Annotated in this window: 13 protein-coding genes; 11 read left to right on the forward strand and 2 right to left on the reverse strand. The window is 68.4% G+C overall.

Annotation, left to right across the window (positions count from 1 at the left end):
- Positions 1–2: 2 nt before the first annotated feature.
- From eccCa to eccA, 11 genes are all read left to right on the forward strand, one after another.
- Positions 3–4,214, forward strand: coding sequence for a type VII secretion protein EccCa (gene eccCa / locus AC5Y31_RS10765; protein WP_499980224.1), 4,212 nt, complete (start codon positions 3–5; stop codon positions 4,212–4,214).
- Positions 4,215–4,318: 104 nt separating this feature from the next.
- Positions 4,319–4,621, forward strand: coding sequence for a PE domain-containing protein (locus AC5Y31_RS10770; RefSeq protein WP_064854431.1), 303 nt, complete (start codon positions 4,319–4,321; stop codon positions 4,619–4,621).
- A gap of 3 nt (positions 4,622–4,624) precedes the next feature.
- A complete protein-coding gene (locus tag AC5Y31_RS10775; RefSeq protein ID WP_499980226.1) occupies positions 4,625–5,815 on the forward strand; it encodes a PPE family protein in 1,191 nt (396 codons plus the stop codon).
- Between the two features lie 114 nt (positions 5,816–5,929).
- Complete coding sequence (locus AC5Y31_RS10780; RefSeq protein ID WP_064854433.1) at positions 5,930–6,247, forward strand: WXG100 family type VII secretion target; 318 nt, start codon at positions 5,930–5,932, stop codon at positions 6,245–6,247.
- A 40-nt stretch (positions 6,248–6,287) separates the two neighbouring features.
- Positions 6,288–6,575, forward strand: coding sequence for a WXG100 family type VII secretion target (locus AC5Y31_RS10785; protein WP_064854434.1), 288 nt, complete (start codon positions 6,288–6,290; stop codon positions 6,573–6,575).
- 144 nt (positions 6,576–6,719) lie between these two features.
- Positions 6,720–7,568 (forward strand): ESX secretion-associated protein EspG, encoded by an 849-nt coding sequence (locus AC5Y31_RS10790; protein ID WP_499980228.1) that lies wholly within the window; start codon positions 6,720–6,722, stop codon positions 7,566–7,568.
- Between the two features lie 94 nt (positions 7,569–7,662).
- Positions 7,663–8,679 carry a MinD/ParA family ATP-binding protein gene (locus tag AC5Y31_RS10795; RefSeq protein ID WP_109470700.1) on the forward strand — a complete coding sequence of 339 codons (1,017 nt, stop codon included), beginning with the start codon at positions 7,663–7,665 and terminating at the stop codon, positions 8,677–8,679.
- 5 nt (positions 8,680–8,684) lie between these two features.
- A complete protein-coding gene (gene eccD, locus AC5Y31_RS10800) occupies positions 8,685–10,283 on the forward strand; it encodes a type VII secretion integral membrane protein EccD (RefSeq protein ID WP_499980230.1) in 1,599 nt (532 codons plus the stop codon).
- The gene (gene mycP / locus AC5Y31_RS10805; protein WP_499980232.1) at positions 10,247–11,950 is read left to right on the forward strand and encodes a type VII secretion-associated serine protease mycosin; all 1,704 of its coding nucleotides are present in this window, start codon (positions 10,247–10,249) and stop codon (positions 11,948–11,950) included. Before eccD ends, mycP begins: the two co-directional genes overlap by 37 nt.
- Positions 11,947–13,506 (forward strand): type VII secretion protein EccE, encoded by a 1,560-nt coding sequence (eccE, locus tag AC5Y31_RS10810; protein ID WP_499980233.1) that lies wholly within the window; start codon positions 11,947–11,949, stop codon positions 13,504–13,506. Before mycP ends, eccE begins: the two co-directional genes overlap by 4 nt.
- Before the next feature lie 102 nt (positions 13,507–13,608).
- Positions 13,609–15,408, forward strand: coding sequence for a type VII secretion AAA-ATPase EccA (eccA, locus tag AC5Y31_RS10815; protein WP_499980363.1), 1,800 nt, complete (start codon positions 13,609–13,611; stop codon positions 15,406–15,408).
- A gap of 7 nt (positions 15,409–15,415) precedes the next feature.
- Here eccA and AC5Y31_RS10820 read toward each other — a convergent pair whose 3' ends face one another.
- Entirely contained in the window at positions 15,416–15,733 is a 318-nt protein-coding gene (locus AC5Y31_RS10820; protein WP_065023777.1) for a DUF2710 family protein, read from the reverse strand.
- Positions 15,734–15,782: 49 nt separating this feature from the next.
- Positions 15,783–17,417 carry a DUF5631 domain-containing protein gene (locus tag AC5Y31_RS10825; RefSeq protein WP_499980235.1) on the reverse strand — a complete coding sequence of 545 codons (1,635 nt, stop codon included), beginning with the start codon at positions 17,415–17,417 and terminating at the stop codon, positions 15,783–15,785.
- Between the last annotated feature and the right edge of the window lie 118 nt (positions 17,418–17,535).

Here is a 17,535-nt window from a genome sequence, read left to right on the forward strand (position 1 = left end):
CGATGTCGAAACGAGCATTCGTTCCGGTGCGCCTGCAGGTTCCCGAGCCCAAGCCGGTGCGGGTCGCCCCCCGGGCGCCCGATGCTCTGCCCGAACGTGAACCGCGCAACCTGTGGGTGATGATCGGTCTTCCCGCGCTGGTGGTCGCGCTGATCGGCACGATCGTGATGCTGTACGTCTCCGGCGTGCGCAGCCTGGGCTCGGGCATGTTCCCGATGGTGGGCATGGCCGGCCTGGGCATGCTGATGTTCTCCGGGCGGTTCGGGCGGGCGCGCAAGATCAGCTGGGGCGAGCAGGAGAAGAACCGGCGCAGCTACCTGCGTTCGCTCGACGGCGAACGCGACGAGATCCAGAAGGCGGTCTGCGCCCAGCGCAGCGCCCAGGAGATGGTGCACTCCCACCCGCAAGGGCTCGGTGCGGTCATCGGCGGACCGCAGATGTGGGAGCGCCGCCGCTCCGACCCGGATTTCCTCGACGTCCGGGTGGGCGTCGGTGTGCAACACGCTCCCGATTCGGTGTTGTCGGTGCAGTGGCCGGAGATCCCGGTCGATGAGGAGCTCGAGCCGGTCACCGGGCAGGCGCTGCGCGACTTCATCCTGGAACAGCGCAAGATTCGCGACATCGCCAAGGTGGTCAACCTGCGCTCCCGCCCGGGATTCAGCTTCATCGGCGAGGACCTCGACCGGGTCCGTTCCCTGCTGCGATCGGTGCTCAGCGCGCTGGCGGTGTTCCACAATCCGCTCGACGTCAAGCTGATGGTGGTGACCCGTCACCCCGAGCTGTGGTCGTGGATGGTGTGGTTGCCGCACAACCAGCACGACGAACTGTTCGACGCCTGCGGCTGGCGCCGGCTGGTGTTCACCACCCCCACCGAGCTGGAGTCGACGCTCGGGGCCGACCTGCACATGAAGGGCAAGCGCGGCGCGTGGCGGCCCCCGTCGGCGCCGAGTCCGACGACCATGGGCTCGCCGCTGGAGACCGGCGGCGACGGGCACGATCTCGGGCCGCACTGGGTGATCGTCGACGACAACACCGGCAGCCCCGAAGCCTGGGAGAGCGTGGTCGGGCGCGTCGGCAAAGAGGGCATCACCGTCTTGCGGGTGGCCTCCCGGCTCGGCACCGGGGTCGGGTTCGCCCGTGACGAGATCTTCGAGCTCGTCGACCATCCGACCCGGCACAGCCGCACCGACGAGCCGCCCGCGGCCCACCGCAGAAACGGCCGCGGCGTCGCGCCGTCCCAACCGCCGATGTTGCGCGCCGGCGGCAAGTTCTTCGCGCACGCCGATCAACTGTCGGTGCCACGCGCCTACCGCTACGCCCGCGCGATGGCGCGCTGGTCGCCGACGGCGAGCGTGGACGTCACTGATTCGGGCAGCGGCGCACTGGAACTGCTGCGCGCGCTGGGAATCGACGACGCGCGCGAGCTCAACGTCGACCGGCTCTGGGCCGAGCGGCGCAGCCGCGGGGACGAGCGGTGGGCCGAGATCCCGGTGGGAGCCAAACCCAACGGCGAGTTGCAGAACGTCGTGCTGCGCGCAAAAGACTTCGGCGGCTTCGGCTTCCACTCGGTGGTGATCGGCACCAGCGGTTCGGGCAAGTCGGAGTTCTTCCTGTCGCTGGTGTACGGCATCGCGCTGACCCACTCGCCGGAGACCTTCAACGTCATCTTCGTCGACATGAAGTTCGAGTCCGCCGCCCAAGATATTCTCGGCATCCCGCACGTATCGGCGGCGTTGTCCAACCTCGGCAAAGACGATCGGCACCTTGCTGAGCGGATGCGGCGCGCCATCGACGGCGAGATCGCCCGGCGCTACCGGCTCTTCAACTCGGTGGGCGCGCGTGATGCCAACGACTACGAGGAGATCCGGCTGGCCGGACGCGATCTGGAGCCGGTGCCGATCCTGCTGGTCGTGATCGACGAATACCTGGAACTCTTCCAGAACCACGGCAAGTGGATCGACCTCATCATCCACATCGGCCAGGAAGGCCGCGGCGCCAACGTCTTCTTCATGCTCGGCGGTCAGCGCCTGGACCTGTCCTCATTGCAGAAAGTCAAGTCCAACATCGCTTTCCGCGTCGCGTTGCGCGCTGAATCCGGTGACGACAGCCGCGAGGTGATCGGCTCGGACGCCGCGTACCACCTGCCGTCGAAAGAGAACGGCTTCGGACTGCTCAAGGTCGGCCCGCGGGATCTGGACCCGTTCCGCTGCTTCTACCTGTCGGCCCCGTTCATCGTGCCGAAACGCAAGGCGTCGACAGCCAAGACTCTCGACATGACGTTGACCAAACCCCGCCTCTACACCTGGCAATACCAACCGCTGGACGAAGCGGACGCCCAAGCGCTGCAAGACATGTCGGCCACCGACGCCGAACCCGACGAGTTCCTGTTGCACGACGACGGCTTTAAGAAGAAAAAGATCGTCGACGTGTTGCGCGAGTCACTGATCGCCGCGGACCGCAAGGCGCCCCACCTGCCGTGGCTGCCCCCGCTGGAGATCTCCGAGTCGGCCGACTCCCTGGTTGCGCTGTACCGGGGCAAGGCCTGGGACGTCGACTACGGCCGCAATACCGGGCTGGTGTGGCCACTGGCGATCAAGGACATCCCCGAAGACGCCCAGCAGCTGGTGCACTGCGTCGACGTGCTGCGCAGCAACATCATGGTGGTCGGGGCCAAGAGCCGCGGCAAGACCACGACGCTGATGACGCTGATGTGCTCGGCGGCACTGATGTACACCCCGGCACGGCTGACCTTCTTCTGCGTCGGTGGCGCCACCCTGGGCTACGCCGAGACGCTGCCGCACGTGGCCGACATCGTCTCGCCGGCCGACCGCGAGGGCGTCGAACGCACCGTGGCGACGATGGCCGCGCTGGTCAGCGCCCGCCAGGACACCTTCCGCCGCGACAAGATCGACATCAACGAGTTCCGGGAGCGGCGGTTCGGTTCCGGCGGCGACGGCCTGGGCGGCACCGACCCGAACGACCCGTACGGCGACGTCTTCCTCGTCATCGACGACTTCTCCGATCTCTACGCCGCCGACACCATCCTCGGCGACCGGATCATCGCGCTCAGCGGTGTCGGTCCGGAATACGGCGTGCACCTGATGACCAGCGCGTCGGGTTGGATCCACGGCCAGCGCCAGACCTTGCTGCAGAACTCCGACGTGCGCATCCAGCTGCGGCTGCAGAACCCGGGCGAGAACGAGATGGGCACCGCTTCCCTCGACGCGCGCGATGCGGCCAAGCGCACCGTGAACCGGCCCGGCTTCGGGCTCACCGAGTCCCTGCACGAGATGCTCATCGGAATGCCGGAGCTGACCGCGCAGGACGGCACTCGGATCGGTACCCGCGAGCTCGGCGCCCGGGTCGCCGAGGTCGCCGGCGTCACCAAGCACGCCACCCTCAAGCGGCTCCCCCCGGCAGTGGCGCTGTCGGAGGTGCTCGCCTACGACGTCGCGCAGCGTCCGCCCGCTCAGACCGCCCCGTCGATCGCGTTCATGATCGGCGAGCAGCACGATCTGCTGCCGGTCCCGCTCGAGCTGGCCGAATATCCCGGCATGATGATCCTGGGCCGTGCGTTGTGCGGCAAGAGCGCCACCCTGGCCGCGATCGGCGAAGCGGTGATGGCCCGATTCGGCCCCGAGCAGGCACAGATCACCATCATCGACCCGAAGACCGGGCCGTTGCGCGACCTGCAGGGCCCCGGCTACGTCAACGCCTACGCCTATGACCAGGACGAGATCGACGAGGTGCTGACCACGCTTGCGCAGCAGGTCCTACTCCCCCGGCTGCCCGCCAAGGGTTTGAGCCAGGAGGAGCTGCGGGCGCTCAAGCCCTGGGAGGGCCCGCGCCACTTCATCTTGATCGACGACGTCCAGGATCTGCGCCCGGCGCAGATCCACCCGGCCAGGCCACCGGTGGGTGCGGCGCTGTGGAAGCTGATGGAACGCGGGCGCCAGATCGGGTTGCACGTCTTCACCACCCGGAACTCGTCGAACTTCGGCCAGCTGGAGATGGATCCGTGGGTCAAAACGCAGCGCGCCGCCAAGGTGCCGACCCTGTTCATGGACAACGACCCACAAAACAAGGTCAGCCGGATGGTGCGTGCTCAGGCGCTGCCGGCCGGCCGCGGTCTGCTGGTCACCGACGACTCCGACGTGGAAGGTGTGCTGGTGGGCGTGCCGTCATCGATGATGCACAATTTCGAGCAGCAGTAGCCTTTTATTACCTCGGTGAAGTGACGAGCGCCGCTTCTTCGGTTTAGGATTTAGCCCGACCTGCCAGCGTCGGCACATCGGCGATGAGGCATCGGGAGGAAAACATGTTCTCTGTGGAACCGGAAGCTGTCCTGGCATCATCCGGCGTCGAGGCGGGCATTACCGCGGAAACGGCCGCGGCCGCGTCCTCGGCCAGCCCGGCACTGCTCGGCGTGCTACCCATGGGCAACGATCCTGACTCGATCGCGTTCCAGGCAGCACTGCTCGCCTCGGGCACCGAATATCTCGGCATCGTCGCCGAGCACTCGGCGCAACGCGGGTTGTTCTCCGGGGCGCAGGCCACCGCGGCCGGTGTCTACAGCGCCACCGAGGCGCTGCGGGCCGCCACCGCCGCAATCGGCGGCTAGCCGGTGGCCGACCCGGGGTGGGCCGCCCGCACGCCGGAGACCAACGACATGTTGATCAAGTCCGGCGCGGGTCTTCCGACCATGCTGGCCAATGGCACCGCATGGGCGACTTTGGGTGCGGCACACCACGCGTCGGGAATCGCGTCGGCGATCAACACCGCGATGACGTCGGTCGGCTGGATCGGCGCCGGCTCGGCCGGCTCAGCGCTCAACGCGACAATGCTGAACGTCGCTCTGCACGGGCTGGCGGGCTGGGTGGACGTCAAGGCGCCCATCGTGGCCGCGGCCGTCGAGGCTTATCAGTTGGCCTACGGAACCATGCGCACGATGCAGGAGTGCGAGGAGAACCGGATCGAGACGGCCACCGACTACGGGATCAACCCGTGGGTGCTCGGGGCATTGACGCCGCGCATCACCTCCCTCGAGTTCGAGTATTTCGGGCTGTTCTGGCCGAACAACGCGGCGGTGGGTGCCTCGTACGGCGCGACGCTGACCGCCCTCACGTCCAGCCTGACCGTTCCCGCGCCGGTGGCCGGAATGGGCGCCTCGCCGGCTGCCCCGGCGGCGGCGGCCAGCGCTGTCGGCGAAGCGACATCACAGGTGGCAGCCGGCGGCGCCATGCGCGCCGCCTACACGGGCACCTCGACGGCGAGCAACGCGGCCGGACAGGGCGCGTCGGCGGCCCAGGGTATGGGAAGCCAGATGAGCTCCATGCTGGGCCCGGTGCAGCAGATCGGCTCGACGCTCATGCAGGCGCCCCAGATGCTCACCCAGGTGCCGCAGACCATGATGGGCCCGATGCAGTCGATGATGGGCATGTTCATGAACCCGGGCATGCTCGGCGGTGCGCTCAATTCCGCTGGGGCAGGCGGGGTTCCGGCGACGGCGATGTTAACCAGCGCGACAGCGACGCCGGGCGCCGGGGTCGGCGGTGGCGGCTTCGGCGGCTCAGGTGCACCGGTGTCGGCGTTCACCCGGCCCGTCAGCGCGTTCGAATCCGGCGGCGGCCGGCCGGTGGGCTTGCGGCCCAGTGGGGCCTTGGGTTCCGTCGAGTCGCAACGGGTGACGACCGCCAGTGCCGGCGGGATGGGCGGGATGCCGATCGGTCATGCCGCCGGGGCGGGCGGACGGGGTCAGGGCGACCGCTCCTCCGACCGCGCCAACACGGTGCGAGTGGTCGATGACCGGGTGTGAGCTGGGCATTCGCCGCCCATAGGGTGAATCGACACATTCCAGAGAAGTCAATACACTACCGCAAGGCAGATCCCGCCGATCCCGGGGGGTTGTTCTACAACCAAGGAGGAAACGATGGCAGCCATTGTCGTCACGCCCGAACTGATGCGGAACACCGCATCGAAGTTGAGCCAGCACATCGAGCACGCTCAAGCGATCGCCAACCAGTACCTGGCCGACCACGAGAACATCTTGGGCGCCGGGACGTGGGACGGCGCGGGCTCCAAGGCCTCGTATGCCACCGCCGCCCAGATCCACGAAGACATGCAGAAAGTCCTCATCGGCGGCACGCGCCTGACCGAGGGCCTCAACCAGGCCGCTGCCCTGATGGAATCCCACGAGTCCCACTCGGAGCACGCTTTCCACTCGCTGTTCGGCGGACAGTCCGCCTAGCCCTCCTTGACCCCCCGTACTCGAAAGGACACCGATCCCCATGGCTGACGGCATTACCTATAACCCCGGTCCCGTTTCCGACCAAGCCCACAGTGTGATCAGCAGCGCCGGAACCCTCGACCAGATCCACTCTGACTCGCACCAGCTCACCCAGATGCTGACCGAGTACTTCGCCGGTCACGGCGCCACCGGTTTCTTTGAAGCGCAGGCGCAGATGCTCTCGGGTCTGCAGGGCCTGATCGAGACCATCGGCCAGCACGGTTCGACCATCGGCTCCGTGCTGGAGGGGGCCATGCAGACCGACCAGACGATCAACAGCCTCTTCTGACCACCGCCGCGGGCACCGGTGATCGCAGGTGCCCATCGCGGGTGGTGATCATGCAGCGATGACGAAGTGGGGTGTCTGCGCGACAGGCGCAGATACCCCACTTCGCGTTTCGGACTGGGGGCTCAGGGATGAGGCGGCAGTGACATGTTGACAACGACCCTCGACGGTCTGTGGGTGCTGCAGGCTGTGACCGGGATCGAAACGCTCTGCCCGGAGTTGGGCCTGCGGCCACTGCTGCCGCGGCTGGATACCGCCGAACGGGCCCTGCAGCATCCGATCGCGGAGGAATTGACCGCGATCGGCGCAGTCGACGGCCAGGGCGAGGCGGATCCGATGATCCGGGAATGGCTGACGGTGATCATGCGCCGCGACATCGCGTTGATGCTGCAGCTGAATTTCCCCGGCCGACCCTATGGCGACGCCCAGCACATGACGCGGGTCTCGATCAATCGGTTCGCCTCCTGGTGGGTGGTGCTGGAACGCCACGACCGGGAAGTACGGCTGTACCCGGCCGGCAGTGCCACCGATCAGGCGGCCGCCGGCGATCTGGTCGTCGGTCAGATCGAGCGGCTGTGCGGTGTGACCGAAGCCGCGCCGCTGCGGCCGGTCACCTTGGACACCAACGAGCTGCTCGAACGGGTGCGGGACTCCGACAGCCTGCGCAAGTACCTGGCGGCTCAGCGGCTCGACATCGACCAGCAGCAGCTCGTGCTGATGGCCGCCGACCCGGAGGTGTCCGGTCAGGCCAGTATCGTCGCGATCCAGCCCGGCGCCGGGCCTGAGGAATTGGCCCGGATGGCCATCGGTGACACCGCGGTCCTGATCTCCGACACCCCCGCCGGCCGGGTTTGTGTGGAGAACGTCGACAACGGTGGGCGGCGCTACCAGATCGTCTCCCCCGGATCGCGCGCTGATGTCGCCAATGCGATCCTGCGGCTTATCCGCCGACTGCCGGCCGGTGTGGACTGGCATTCACACCGACGGGTTGTGTAACAGTGAATTTGCCTGGTCACCATTATCGAGTATTACTGCCAGTCGTTAGAAAGGCCGTAAACAAGGTATCCGCCACCGTGTTAACATCACGCACGTGACGAGCCCATGGAATAGCCCCAATATGCCTGACGAAGGCGCATCCGGGCGGCGGGATCCGGCGACCGGCCACCGCTACCGGGATTCCGTATCGGACTCCATGCGCATTTCGGACCTGGCGACACCACGCAAGATTCCGCCCGGCTCGGGCTGGCGCAAACTGGTGTATTTGGCGTCGGCTAAGGTGATCAATCCGGGCGAATCCCCGCGCGAACGTCATTACCGTGACCTGCGGAATAGAATTCGGCGGCACATCCGCCGGCAGTACGTCGTCACACTGGTGTCCGGAAAAGGCGGTACCGGCGTGACGACGATGGCCGCCTCCATCGGCAGTGTCTTCCGCGAATGCCGGCCCGAAAATGTGATCGCCATTGACGCAGTCCCGGGGTTCGGGACGCTGTCGGATCGCATCGATGAGCACCCGCCGGGCGACTACTCGGCCGTTCTGAGCGACACCGATGTGCAGGGATATTCCGATATCCGGGAACACCTCGGGCAAAATGCCGTCGGCTTGGACGTGCTGGCCGGCAACCGCACCTCGGATCAGCTCCGACCGCTCGTGCCCGCCATGTTCAGTGGGGTGTTGTCCCGGCTGCGCCGGACCCACAACGTGATCATCGTCGACACCGCGGCCGACTTGGAGCACCCGGTGATGAAGCCGGTGCTGGAGAACACCGACACGCTGGTCTTCGTCTCCGGGATCACCGCCGACCGGTCTCGGCCCGTGCTGCGCGCAGTCGACTATCTGGCCGCCCAGGGCTATCACGAGCTGGTGTCGCGGGCGACGGTGATCCTGAACCACTCCTCTCCCATCGAGGACAGCGCCGCCGTCGCCTATCTGACCGAGCGGTTCAGCAAAACCGGTGCCACCGTTGAAGTCATGCCTTATGACGCCCATCTGGCCAAGGGCGGCATCATCGATGTCCACCATGAGGTCAAGAAAAAGACGCGCCTGCGACTATTTGAAATAACTGCCGGTTTGGCCGATAAATTCGTGCCGGACACCGAAAGGTAGTCGCGGTGACCACCCCGACACCGGCTAAAGTCGCATTTCCGGCCCGCTGCGCGGTCAGTCTCGCCTACGACAAACACCTCGTATCGCAGGTCTTCCCGGCCGGAATTCCGGTCGAGGAATTCTTCGAGGGAATGGTCGAACTACTCGATGAGGATTTGAAGCACCACGGCTTTGATGGCGTCGCCCTTCCGCCCGGGAGTTACGAACTCCATAAGGTCAACGGGGTGCGGCTGGACATCACCCGCAGCCTCGATGACCTCGGCGTACAGGACGGCGACACCCTGGTTCTGGTGCCGGTGGTCGGCGGTGACTCGTTTGAACCGCAATACGAGTCGCTGTCGAGTGCGTTGGCTGCCACGGCCCGCCGACTGGGCACCCAACCCGAGATCCAGTGCGCCGAATGCGGACACAAGGCCGACGAACAGACTGTCACCCGATTGCTCAACGTCAAGGTTGATCGGATGTTCGCCCCGATCACGGCGGTGACCGCGGCGCACACCGCGATCGGCCTGTTGGCGATGGCGGTCGTTGTGCTCTTCGCGCTGGCGGTGCGCGCCCGCACGTTCAGCGACAGTTGGCCGCCAGCAGTGGTTTTGGCCGGCCTGGGCGGACTGCTGACGATCGGTGCCACGGTGGTCCGCCGGAACTGGCCCGCGCGTGCCGATCTGTTCAGCGGATTCGGTTGGTTGGCGGTGATCGCGCTGTCCGGTGCGGCGCTGTGCGCGGCGCCCGGGCCGTTGGGGGCGCCGCATCTGCTGATCGGCGTGACGGTCCTGGCCATGGGCGCGATCGCGCTCAGCGTCCTGCTGCGGTCGCAGACCGCGGTGGCCACCGCGGTCGTCACCGCCAGCGGAATCGGCGGGGCGGTTGCCGCGGCGCGAATGTGGCATCCGGTGTCCGCCCCGGTGATCGGCATCTGCATGCTGCTCGGCCTGCTGATGCTGGTGCGCATGTCCCCGACGATCGCCCTGTGGGTGGCCCGGGTGCGGCCACCGTACTTCGGCTCGATCACCGGGCGGGATCTGTTCGCCCGCCGCGCCAATATGCCGATCGACACCGTCTCCCCGGTCGCCCCCGAGGACGGCGAGGACGACGAGGACGACCTGGTCGACATCTCGGCGCGGGGGGCAGCGATCGCGGCGTCGGCGCGGCTGATCAACGCGGTACAGGTCGGTATGTGCGTGGCGATCGCGGTGGCGCTGCCGATCGCGGTGTGGATGGTGCTGGCGCCAGGCTCGACCCACCAGCGCGGCGCGGTGGCATTGTGCGGGCTGGTGGCCGGGTTGTTCATCACCCAGGGACGCGGGTTCGCCGGCCGGGTGCAGGCGATCGCGTTGGTCGGCGGCGCATGCGCTGCGGTGCTCGTCGGGATCACCAAATACGCACTGGCGGCCCCCGGTTACAGCGCGGGCGGTTTCCTTTGGCCGGCCGCGGCCGTGGCGGTCTTCGCCGGGCTGGGCCTGGCCGCGGGCTTGCTGGTTCCCGAGACGAAGTTCGTCCCGTGGATCCGGTTGGCCGTCGAATGGCTGGAAGTGCTGGCGTTCATCGTGGTGGGGGTGCTCGGCGCATGGCTGGGAGGACTGTTCGTGTGGGTGCGCAACTGAGTCGGCTGCGCACCCGGGCCGTCGCGCTGACCGCCGTGGTGCTGCTGGCGGGCCTCGCCGACGTCCCGCCCTTGGCCCGGGCGATCGAGCCGCCGTCGGTCGATCCTGCGATGGCGCCGCCCGACGGCCCGCCCGGTCCCGATCAGCCGATGCGGCGCTCGAACTCCTGCAGCGTCCCGATCACGGTCAGCAACCCCGACGTGGCGCAGCTCGCGCCCGGATTCGACATGCTCGGCATCGCCGCGGCCTGGCAGTACTCGACCGGCCACGGCGTACCGGTGGCGGTCATCGATACCGGGGTCACACCGAACCCGCGGTTGCCGGCGGTTGCCGGCGGCGACTACATCATGGGTGGGGCCGAGGGCCTGCACGGCTTGCAGGACTGCGATGCCCACGGCACGATCGCCGCCTCGATCATCGCGGCGGCCCCGCTGGGCGTACTGCCGATGCCCCGCCCGATGCCCGAGGTTCCCGCCTTCCCGCCACCGGCCGGCCCGCCGCCGAGCATCGGCGAACCACCGCCGCCCGCTGACATTCCCGGGCCACCGGCGCCTCCCCCGGCACCGGTTCCGGTGACCATCACCCAGACCGCGCCCCCTCCGCCTCCGCCACCGCCACCCCCGCCGGAAGAGGGCGCCATGGCACCGGCCTCGGGACCGCCGGACCCGCAGACCGAGGACGAACCCGCCGTCCCGCCGCCCCCGCCGGGCGCCCCGGACGGCGTCGTCGGGGTCGCTCCGCACGCGACGATCATCTCGATCCGCCAGTCCTCCCGGGCCTTTGAGCCGGTCAATCCGCAGCGGTTCGGCTACGACGACGAGCGGATCAAGGCCGGCACGCTGGCCACGCTGGCCCGCGCCGTCGTTCACGCGGCCGACATGGGCGCCAAGGTCATCAACATCTCGGTGACCTCGTGCGTGCAGGTGGCGGCCGCGCTCGACCAGCGGGCCCTGGGGGCCGCGCTGTGGTACGCGTCGACCGTCAAGGACGCGGTGATCGTCACCGCCGCCGGCAACGTCGGCGAAGCCGGCTGCGCCAACAACCCGATGTTCGACCCGCTCAACCCCGGCGATCCCCGGGACTGGAACCAGGTCAAGGTGATCTCCAGCCCGTCGTGGTTCTCCGACTACGTCTTGTCCGTCGGCGGGGTGGACGCCACCGGGGCGCCGATCGACAAGAGCATGTCCGGGCCCTGGGTGGGAGTGGCCGCGCCCGCCACCCACGTCATGGGGCTGTCCCCGCAGGGCGGCGGACCGGTCAACGCCTATCCGCCGGTCCGGGTCGGCGAGAAGAACATGCCGTTCTGGGGAACCAGTTTCTCCGCGGCCTATGTCAGTGGGGTCGCTGCTTTGGTGCGGGCCAAATATCCCCAGCTCACCGCCCACCAGGTCATCAACCGGATCGTGCAGACCGCGCACAACCCGCCCGCCGGCGTCGACAACCGGGTGGGCTACGGGCTGGTCGACCCGGTGGCGGCGCTGACGTTCAACGTGCCGCCGGGTGAGCCGGTGGCACCGGGATCGCAGAGCCGTGTCATCACCCCGGCGGCACCGCCGCCACCGCCGGATCATCGCGCCCGCACCGTCGCCCTCGGATTCCTCGGCGCGATCGCCGTCGCGGTGCTGACGGCCGCCATCACCGCGCGGATCCGAAGGTCCCCCAAGTGAGTCAGGACCGGGTCCGGCTGACCGGGTTCAGCGCCTCGAGCAACCGGCGGCTGCTCAGCGCTGTGGCAATCGCACTATGCGGGTTGGCGGGTTGGGCGCTGGGCGGTCTGATCGGTGTCGCGGTCGCTGTGACGCTCGCGGTGCTGCTGGTGCTGGTGCCCTGGTGGGGCCAGCCGGCATGGTCGTGGGCCGCGCTGCGACTTCGGCGACGAGCGGCGACCGGCTGGGCCGAACCGATCACGGTGGCCAACAACCGCGCCGGCGGCGGGGTCCGCATCGCCGACGGCGTGGCGGTGGTGGCCGTGCACCTGCTGGGCAGGGCACATGCCGCTACCGTCGCCACCGGATCGGTGAACGTGGAGACCGACAACGTCATCGACGTCGCCGCCCTGCTGCCGATGCTGCGGCACGCGCTCGGGCTGACGCTGGATTCGATGAGTGTGATCAGTATCGGAGCACGCCGCGCCACCACCGGCGACTATCCCCGGGTCTACGACACCGAGATCGGCACCCCGCCCTACGCCGGTCAACGCGAGACCTGGCTGCTGCTGCGGTTGCGGGTCATCGACAACACCGCCGCACTGCGTTGGCGCACCACCCTGGGCGCGACCGCGGTCGCCGTCGCCCAGCGGATCGCCGGCTTGCTGCGGTGCGAAGGCCTGCGCGCGCGGGTCGCCACCGCCAGTGATCTGGTGGAACTGGACCGGCGGCTCGGCGGTGCTTTGCTGCTGGCCGACGCCGAGCGGTGGAAGACGCTGCGCACCGAAGGTGGCTGGGTGACCACCTACGCCTACCCGGCCCACGAGATCAACGCCCAGCTGCTGGCCCAGGTGTGGACCCTGCCCGTCGACGAGGTGGTCCAGAACATCACGGTTTTCCCCGACGCGACGTGTACGGCCACCGTCACTCTGCAGACCCCGCAGCCGGCGCCGACCCCTCCGGCAGTGGTGCTGCGGCGGCTCAACGGCGAGCAGGCCGCTGCCGTGGAGGCCAACATGTGCGCTCCCCGCCCGCGGCTGCGCGGACTGCGGCCGGGGCCGCTGCCCGACACCCTGCCCGTCGAGATCGGCCCGTCGGGCGTCCTGATCGGAAAGCTGGCCAATGGCGATCGGCTGATGGTTCCGCTGACCGACTCCGGCGAGCTGAGCCGGGTGTTCATCGCCGCCGAGGACCTGATCGCGAAACGGATCATCATCCGTGCCGCCGGGGCCGGCGAGCGGGTTTGTGTGCACACCGGCGACAAGGGGCGCTGGGCCAGCGTCCGGATGCCCGAAGTGTCGGTGGTCGGCGAGTCGAGGCCGACGCCACGCAGCACGGTCAGCGTGGTCGACGGGCCGATCGCCCCGTCACCGCGTCCGGCCACCGTCATCACCGTGGCGCCGCCCGGTACGCCCCCGCCGCCGCCGGACGCCGTCGAGGTGTGTATCGAGCAGATCGACCGGACCGCGGTACGGGTTGCCGCGGGCGGAAAATCGTGGCTGGCTACGGTGGAGTTGTTCCGGGCGGAAAACCGGTACTGCAGCCCGGAGGCGCTGGCGCCGATGCCGTCACGATGAGCCAGCGCCGGATCGGCAGTAAGCCGGACAACTCGTACATGCGACAGAGGACGACAGACATTGAGTGACTTGCTGGCGGCCCGTCGGCACTTCGACCGAGCCATGGCGAGCATGGACGGACGGTACGGCTCCCCCGAAGCGCGCGCTGAGTTCGTGGCGGCGACCGAAGCCGATCCTTCCATGGCCGATGCCTGGCTGGGCCGTATCGCTTGCGGTGACACCGCTCTCGACACGCTCAAGCGGCTCTACGCCAACAGCGACTGGCTGCACAAGGAGACCACCCGGCTGGGCCGACACCTGGCCGCCCAGATTCCTTTGGGCCCGTACCTGTCGATCACCGTCACCGACGGCTCGCACGTGGGACTGGCGTTGGCGTCGGCCCTGACGGTGGCCGGCGAATACGAGCGCGCCGACACGCTGCTGGCCGATCGGGGTCTGCTGGACAGCTGGATCAACCACCAGTGGCACCAGCTGGCCCGTGCCTATCTGATGTTCGTCACGCAGCGGTGGCCGGACCTGCTGACCGTCGCCGCCGAGGAACTGCCCGAACGGGCGATCGTCATGCCTGCGGTCACCGCGTCGGTCTGCGCGCTCGCCGCTTACGCGGCCGCGCATCTCGGGCAGGGCCGGGTGGCGTTGGACTGGCTGGATCGCGTCGACATCGCCGGGCAGGCCCGCTCCTCGGAACGGTTCTCCGCGGGCGTATTGACCGCGTCGATCAACCCCGGTGAGATCCCGTTGCTGGCAGCGGATCTGGCCTACGTCCGCGGGATGGTGCACCGTCAGCTCGGCGAGGAGGACAAGGCCCAGGTCTGGTTGTCCAAGGCCGCCATCAATGGTGTGCTGACCGAGCCGGCCAAAGCCGCACTCGCCGAGCCGAATCTGCGCCTGGTGGTCACCGAGGAACAGATCATCGACAGCCGCGCCGATCGCTGGGATGCCGACTCGGCGAAAAGTCGGGCCGAACTCGACGAGGACAATGCGCTGGACCGCCGCGCCGAGCTGCTGGCGCAGGGTCGCGCCGAGCTGGAGAAGCAGGTCGGGCTGGCCGAGGTGAAACGGGCGGTGAAGGCTCTGGAGGATCAGCTCGAAATCCGGGCGATGCGTCTGGAACACGGTCTGCCCGTGGAGGGCCAGACCAACCACATGTTGCTGGTCGGCCCGCCCGGCACCGGTAAGACCACCACCGCCGAGGCGCTGGGCAAGATCTACGCGGGCATGGGCATCGTCCGCAATCCGGAGATCACCGAGGTGCGGCGCTCCGACTTTTGCGGTGAGCACATCGGCTCGTCAGGTCCGAAGACCAACGAATTGATCGAAAAAGCTTTGGGCGGAATCCTCTTCATGGACGAGTTCTATTCGTTGGTGGAACGCCACCAGGACGGGACGCCGGACATGATCGGCATGGAGGCCGTCAACCAGCTGCTGATCGCGCTGGAGAAGCACCGCTTCGACTTCTGCTTCCTGGCCGCCGGCTACGAGGACCAGGTCGACGAGTTCCTTACCGTCAACCCCGGCCTGGCAAGCCGCTTCAACCGCAAGATCCGGTTCGAGTCCTACTCGCCCGAGGAGATCGTCGAGATCGGTGAGCGGTACGGATCCAGCCGGGCCACCGAGCTGAATCCAGAAGCGCGACAGCGGTTCCTGCAGATGGTGACCAGGATCCGCGCTTACGTCAGCCCGCGCGGCGAGCACGGCATCAACATCATGCACAACGGCCGATTCGCCCGCAACGTGATCGAGGAAGCCGAATTGGCCCGCGACACCCGGGTGGCGGCCCAGAAGCGCGCCGGCCATCCGGTCACGGTCGACGACCTCAAGACTATTACCGCCGTCGACATCGACGCCGCCGTGCGTGCCGTGTGCGACACCAAACGCGAGATGGCCGCGGTCAGCTGGTAAGCCGCGCTCAGACCGGGCTGCTGCCGTATCTGGCGGCGAAGTCGGACTCGGCCTCTTCACGCAGCGCGGTGAAGACGACATTGAGCCGATCCGCCAGTTCGCTGTAGGTGTAATCGCTCACCACGCAGGGGTGCAGCGTCAATTCCAGCAGTCGACCGTCGGAGTTCGCGACAGCGCGGACATCTCCGAGATCGACGCTGTAGGTGGTGTTCTCGGCCTCGGCGACCAGGGCTTCCCACTTCTCGGCAGCCTCACGAAGATCCCGCAGGACGGCCTCAACGAGGTCCTTGTCGCTGAGTTCCGCGCGGCTGTCCGGCCCCGACATTGGCTAAGTATGTCGAGCCGGTGTGAGTAGCGTCAATTCATCATCGCGATCAGGTCTGCGGATCCCACTGGCCGGCTGGCGGCGCACTGAGGGTCCGGAACCAGCTGTAGTGGTAGTTCGCCGACACCGCGTCACCGGTCGCAACGCCTTCGGTGGCGGCCAGCAGCATGCAGTTCAGCACCACGGCGGTGTCGGTGTCGGGATACTGCGCCAGCAGTTGGTAGCGCATGGTGTCCAGATGTACCCGCAGCAAGTCGATTTCGGCGTCGACCACACCGGTTCCGGCGGACCCGGCCTTCGCCAGGGTGTTGGCCATCCGGGGCAGCCCATCACGCCAGTGGGTGGCCTCGCTGAGCTGCCAGCCGAGATCCTCGATGGGCGCCAGCTCGCGGGGCTGCACCGAAGCGTCCGTCTCACCGAAGTCACTCGCCCAGCCGAGGCGATCGCCGGGATGGTAGGAGGCCGACTCGGTGGGGGTGCCCAGCATCGTGGTGGCCGTCCCGGTCCGCCGGCCCGGCTCCAGCAGCTGCACGCCGGCCGGTAGCTCGATCCCGGACGGGATCCACCCGCCGGCGATATCGGTTACCAGCAGCGTTCTTCCGTCGGCGAAGGTGCCGATGGCCCAGCGCAGCGCGGGTTCCTGACGGGCCACGAAGGCCAGCAGGCGTTGCAAGCGCTGTTCGCTGGACTCGGCGACCGCAGGTTGGGCGGGGGGCGGCGGGGCGGGTTCGGCGGGCGGCGACCCGGCCCGGTGCGGTGGCGTTGCTGACGCCGGGGCCGGTGCCGGTTCGGGGACCGGACGCGGTTCGGGGACCGGAGGCGGTTCGGGGGCCGGAGGCGGTTCGGGGGCCGGTGCCGGTTCGGGGGCCGCGGGAATGACGGCGGTCAGGTCCTCCTGCCCCTCGGCCAGCGGTACGACCGGTTCCGCCGGGAATGCGGTGGTCGGCGATTCCTCCTCGACGCTGTCGATGACCAGCGGACCCGCCCCGAACGGCAGGTCGGGCCGATCCTGATCCACCGCGTCGAACACCTCGCCGACCGCAGGAACCGGCGGTGGCGGCGGGGCCACTTCAACCGGGGCCGGCGACGGAGCCACTTCGACCGGTGGCGGCGGCGCGGGATTCTGGGGCGGCTCGGCGATGACCGGCTCGGGAAGCCGATGGCGGGCCCTTCCCCTGCGCCGGTTGCCGCTGGCCAGGGAAGGCTCGGGCGGACGGACCTGCTCGGGTTCGGGCGGGCTGGGCGGACTCGGAGGAGCGGGCGGAGTCTGCTCGCGGACCTCGACAGGAACCGGGGCCGCATTCAGACTGACATATTCGGTGCGGATCTCCAGGGCTTCCTTGTGGAGCTGCCGCACCGTCGACTCCACCCGCAGGACCGCGAACGCCCTGGCGACGTTGATGACCCTGGCCTCCGCGGTCTGTCGCGCCTGCCCGGCAAGACCGGATCGGCCGATCGCATGCAGCTTCTCGTTCGCCGAATTCGCGATGCGCCGCAGATCCGCGTTCAGGTAGTCCGCGAGTGGGGCCGTCGCTGGGGTGATCGTCGCCAGTTCTGCCGGCCACAGGCCGCCGAGCACCCAGGCACTACAGTCGACCGGAGCGCTGAAGGCCGGGATCGCGAGTGATTCCCGGGCCGCGTTCCGGAGGCGCTGGCGCGCCGACCGTCGACCGAAGATTGCCACCGCGCAAGCCTACCGTTGCCGTCTTTGGGGCCCCGCCGGAATTTCGCCTCCGCCGAACCCGCCGCGCCACAGCCTCAGCCGGTCATCCACACCCGCTGCGCGCCGTGAATTGTCAGCC

Source organism: Mycobacterium sp. NGS18 (assembly GCF_059813185.1).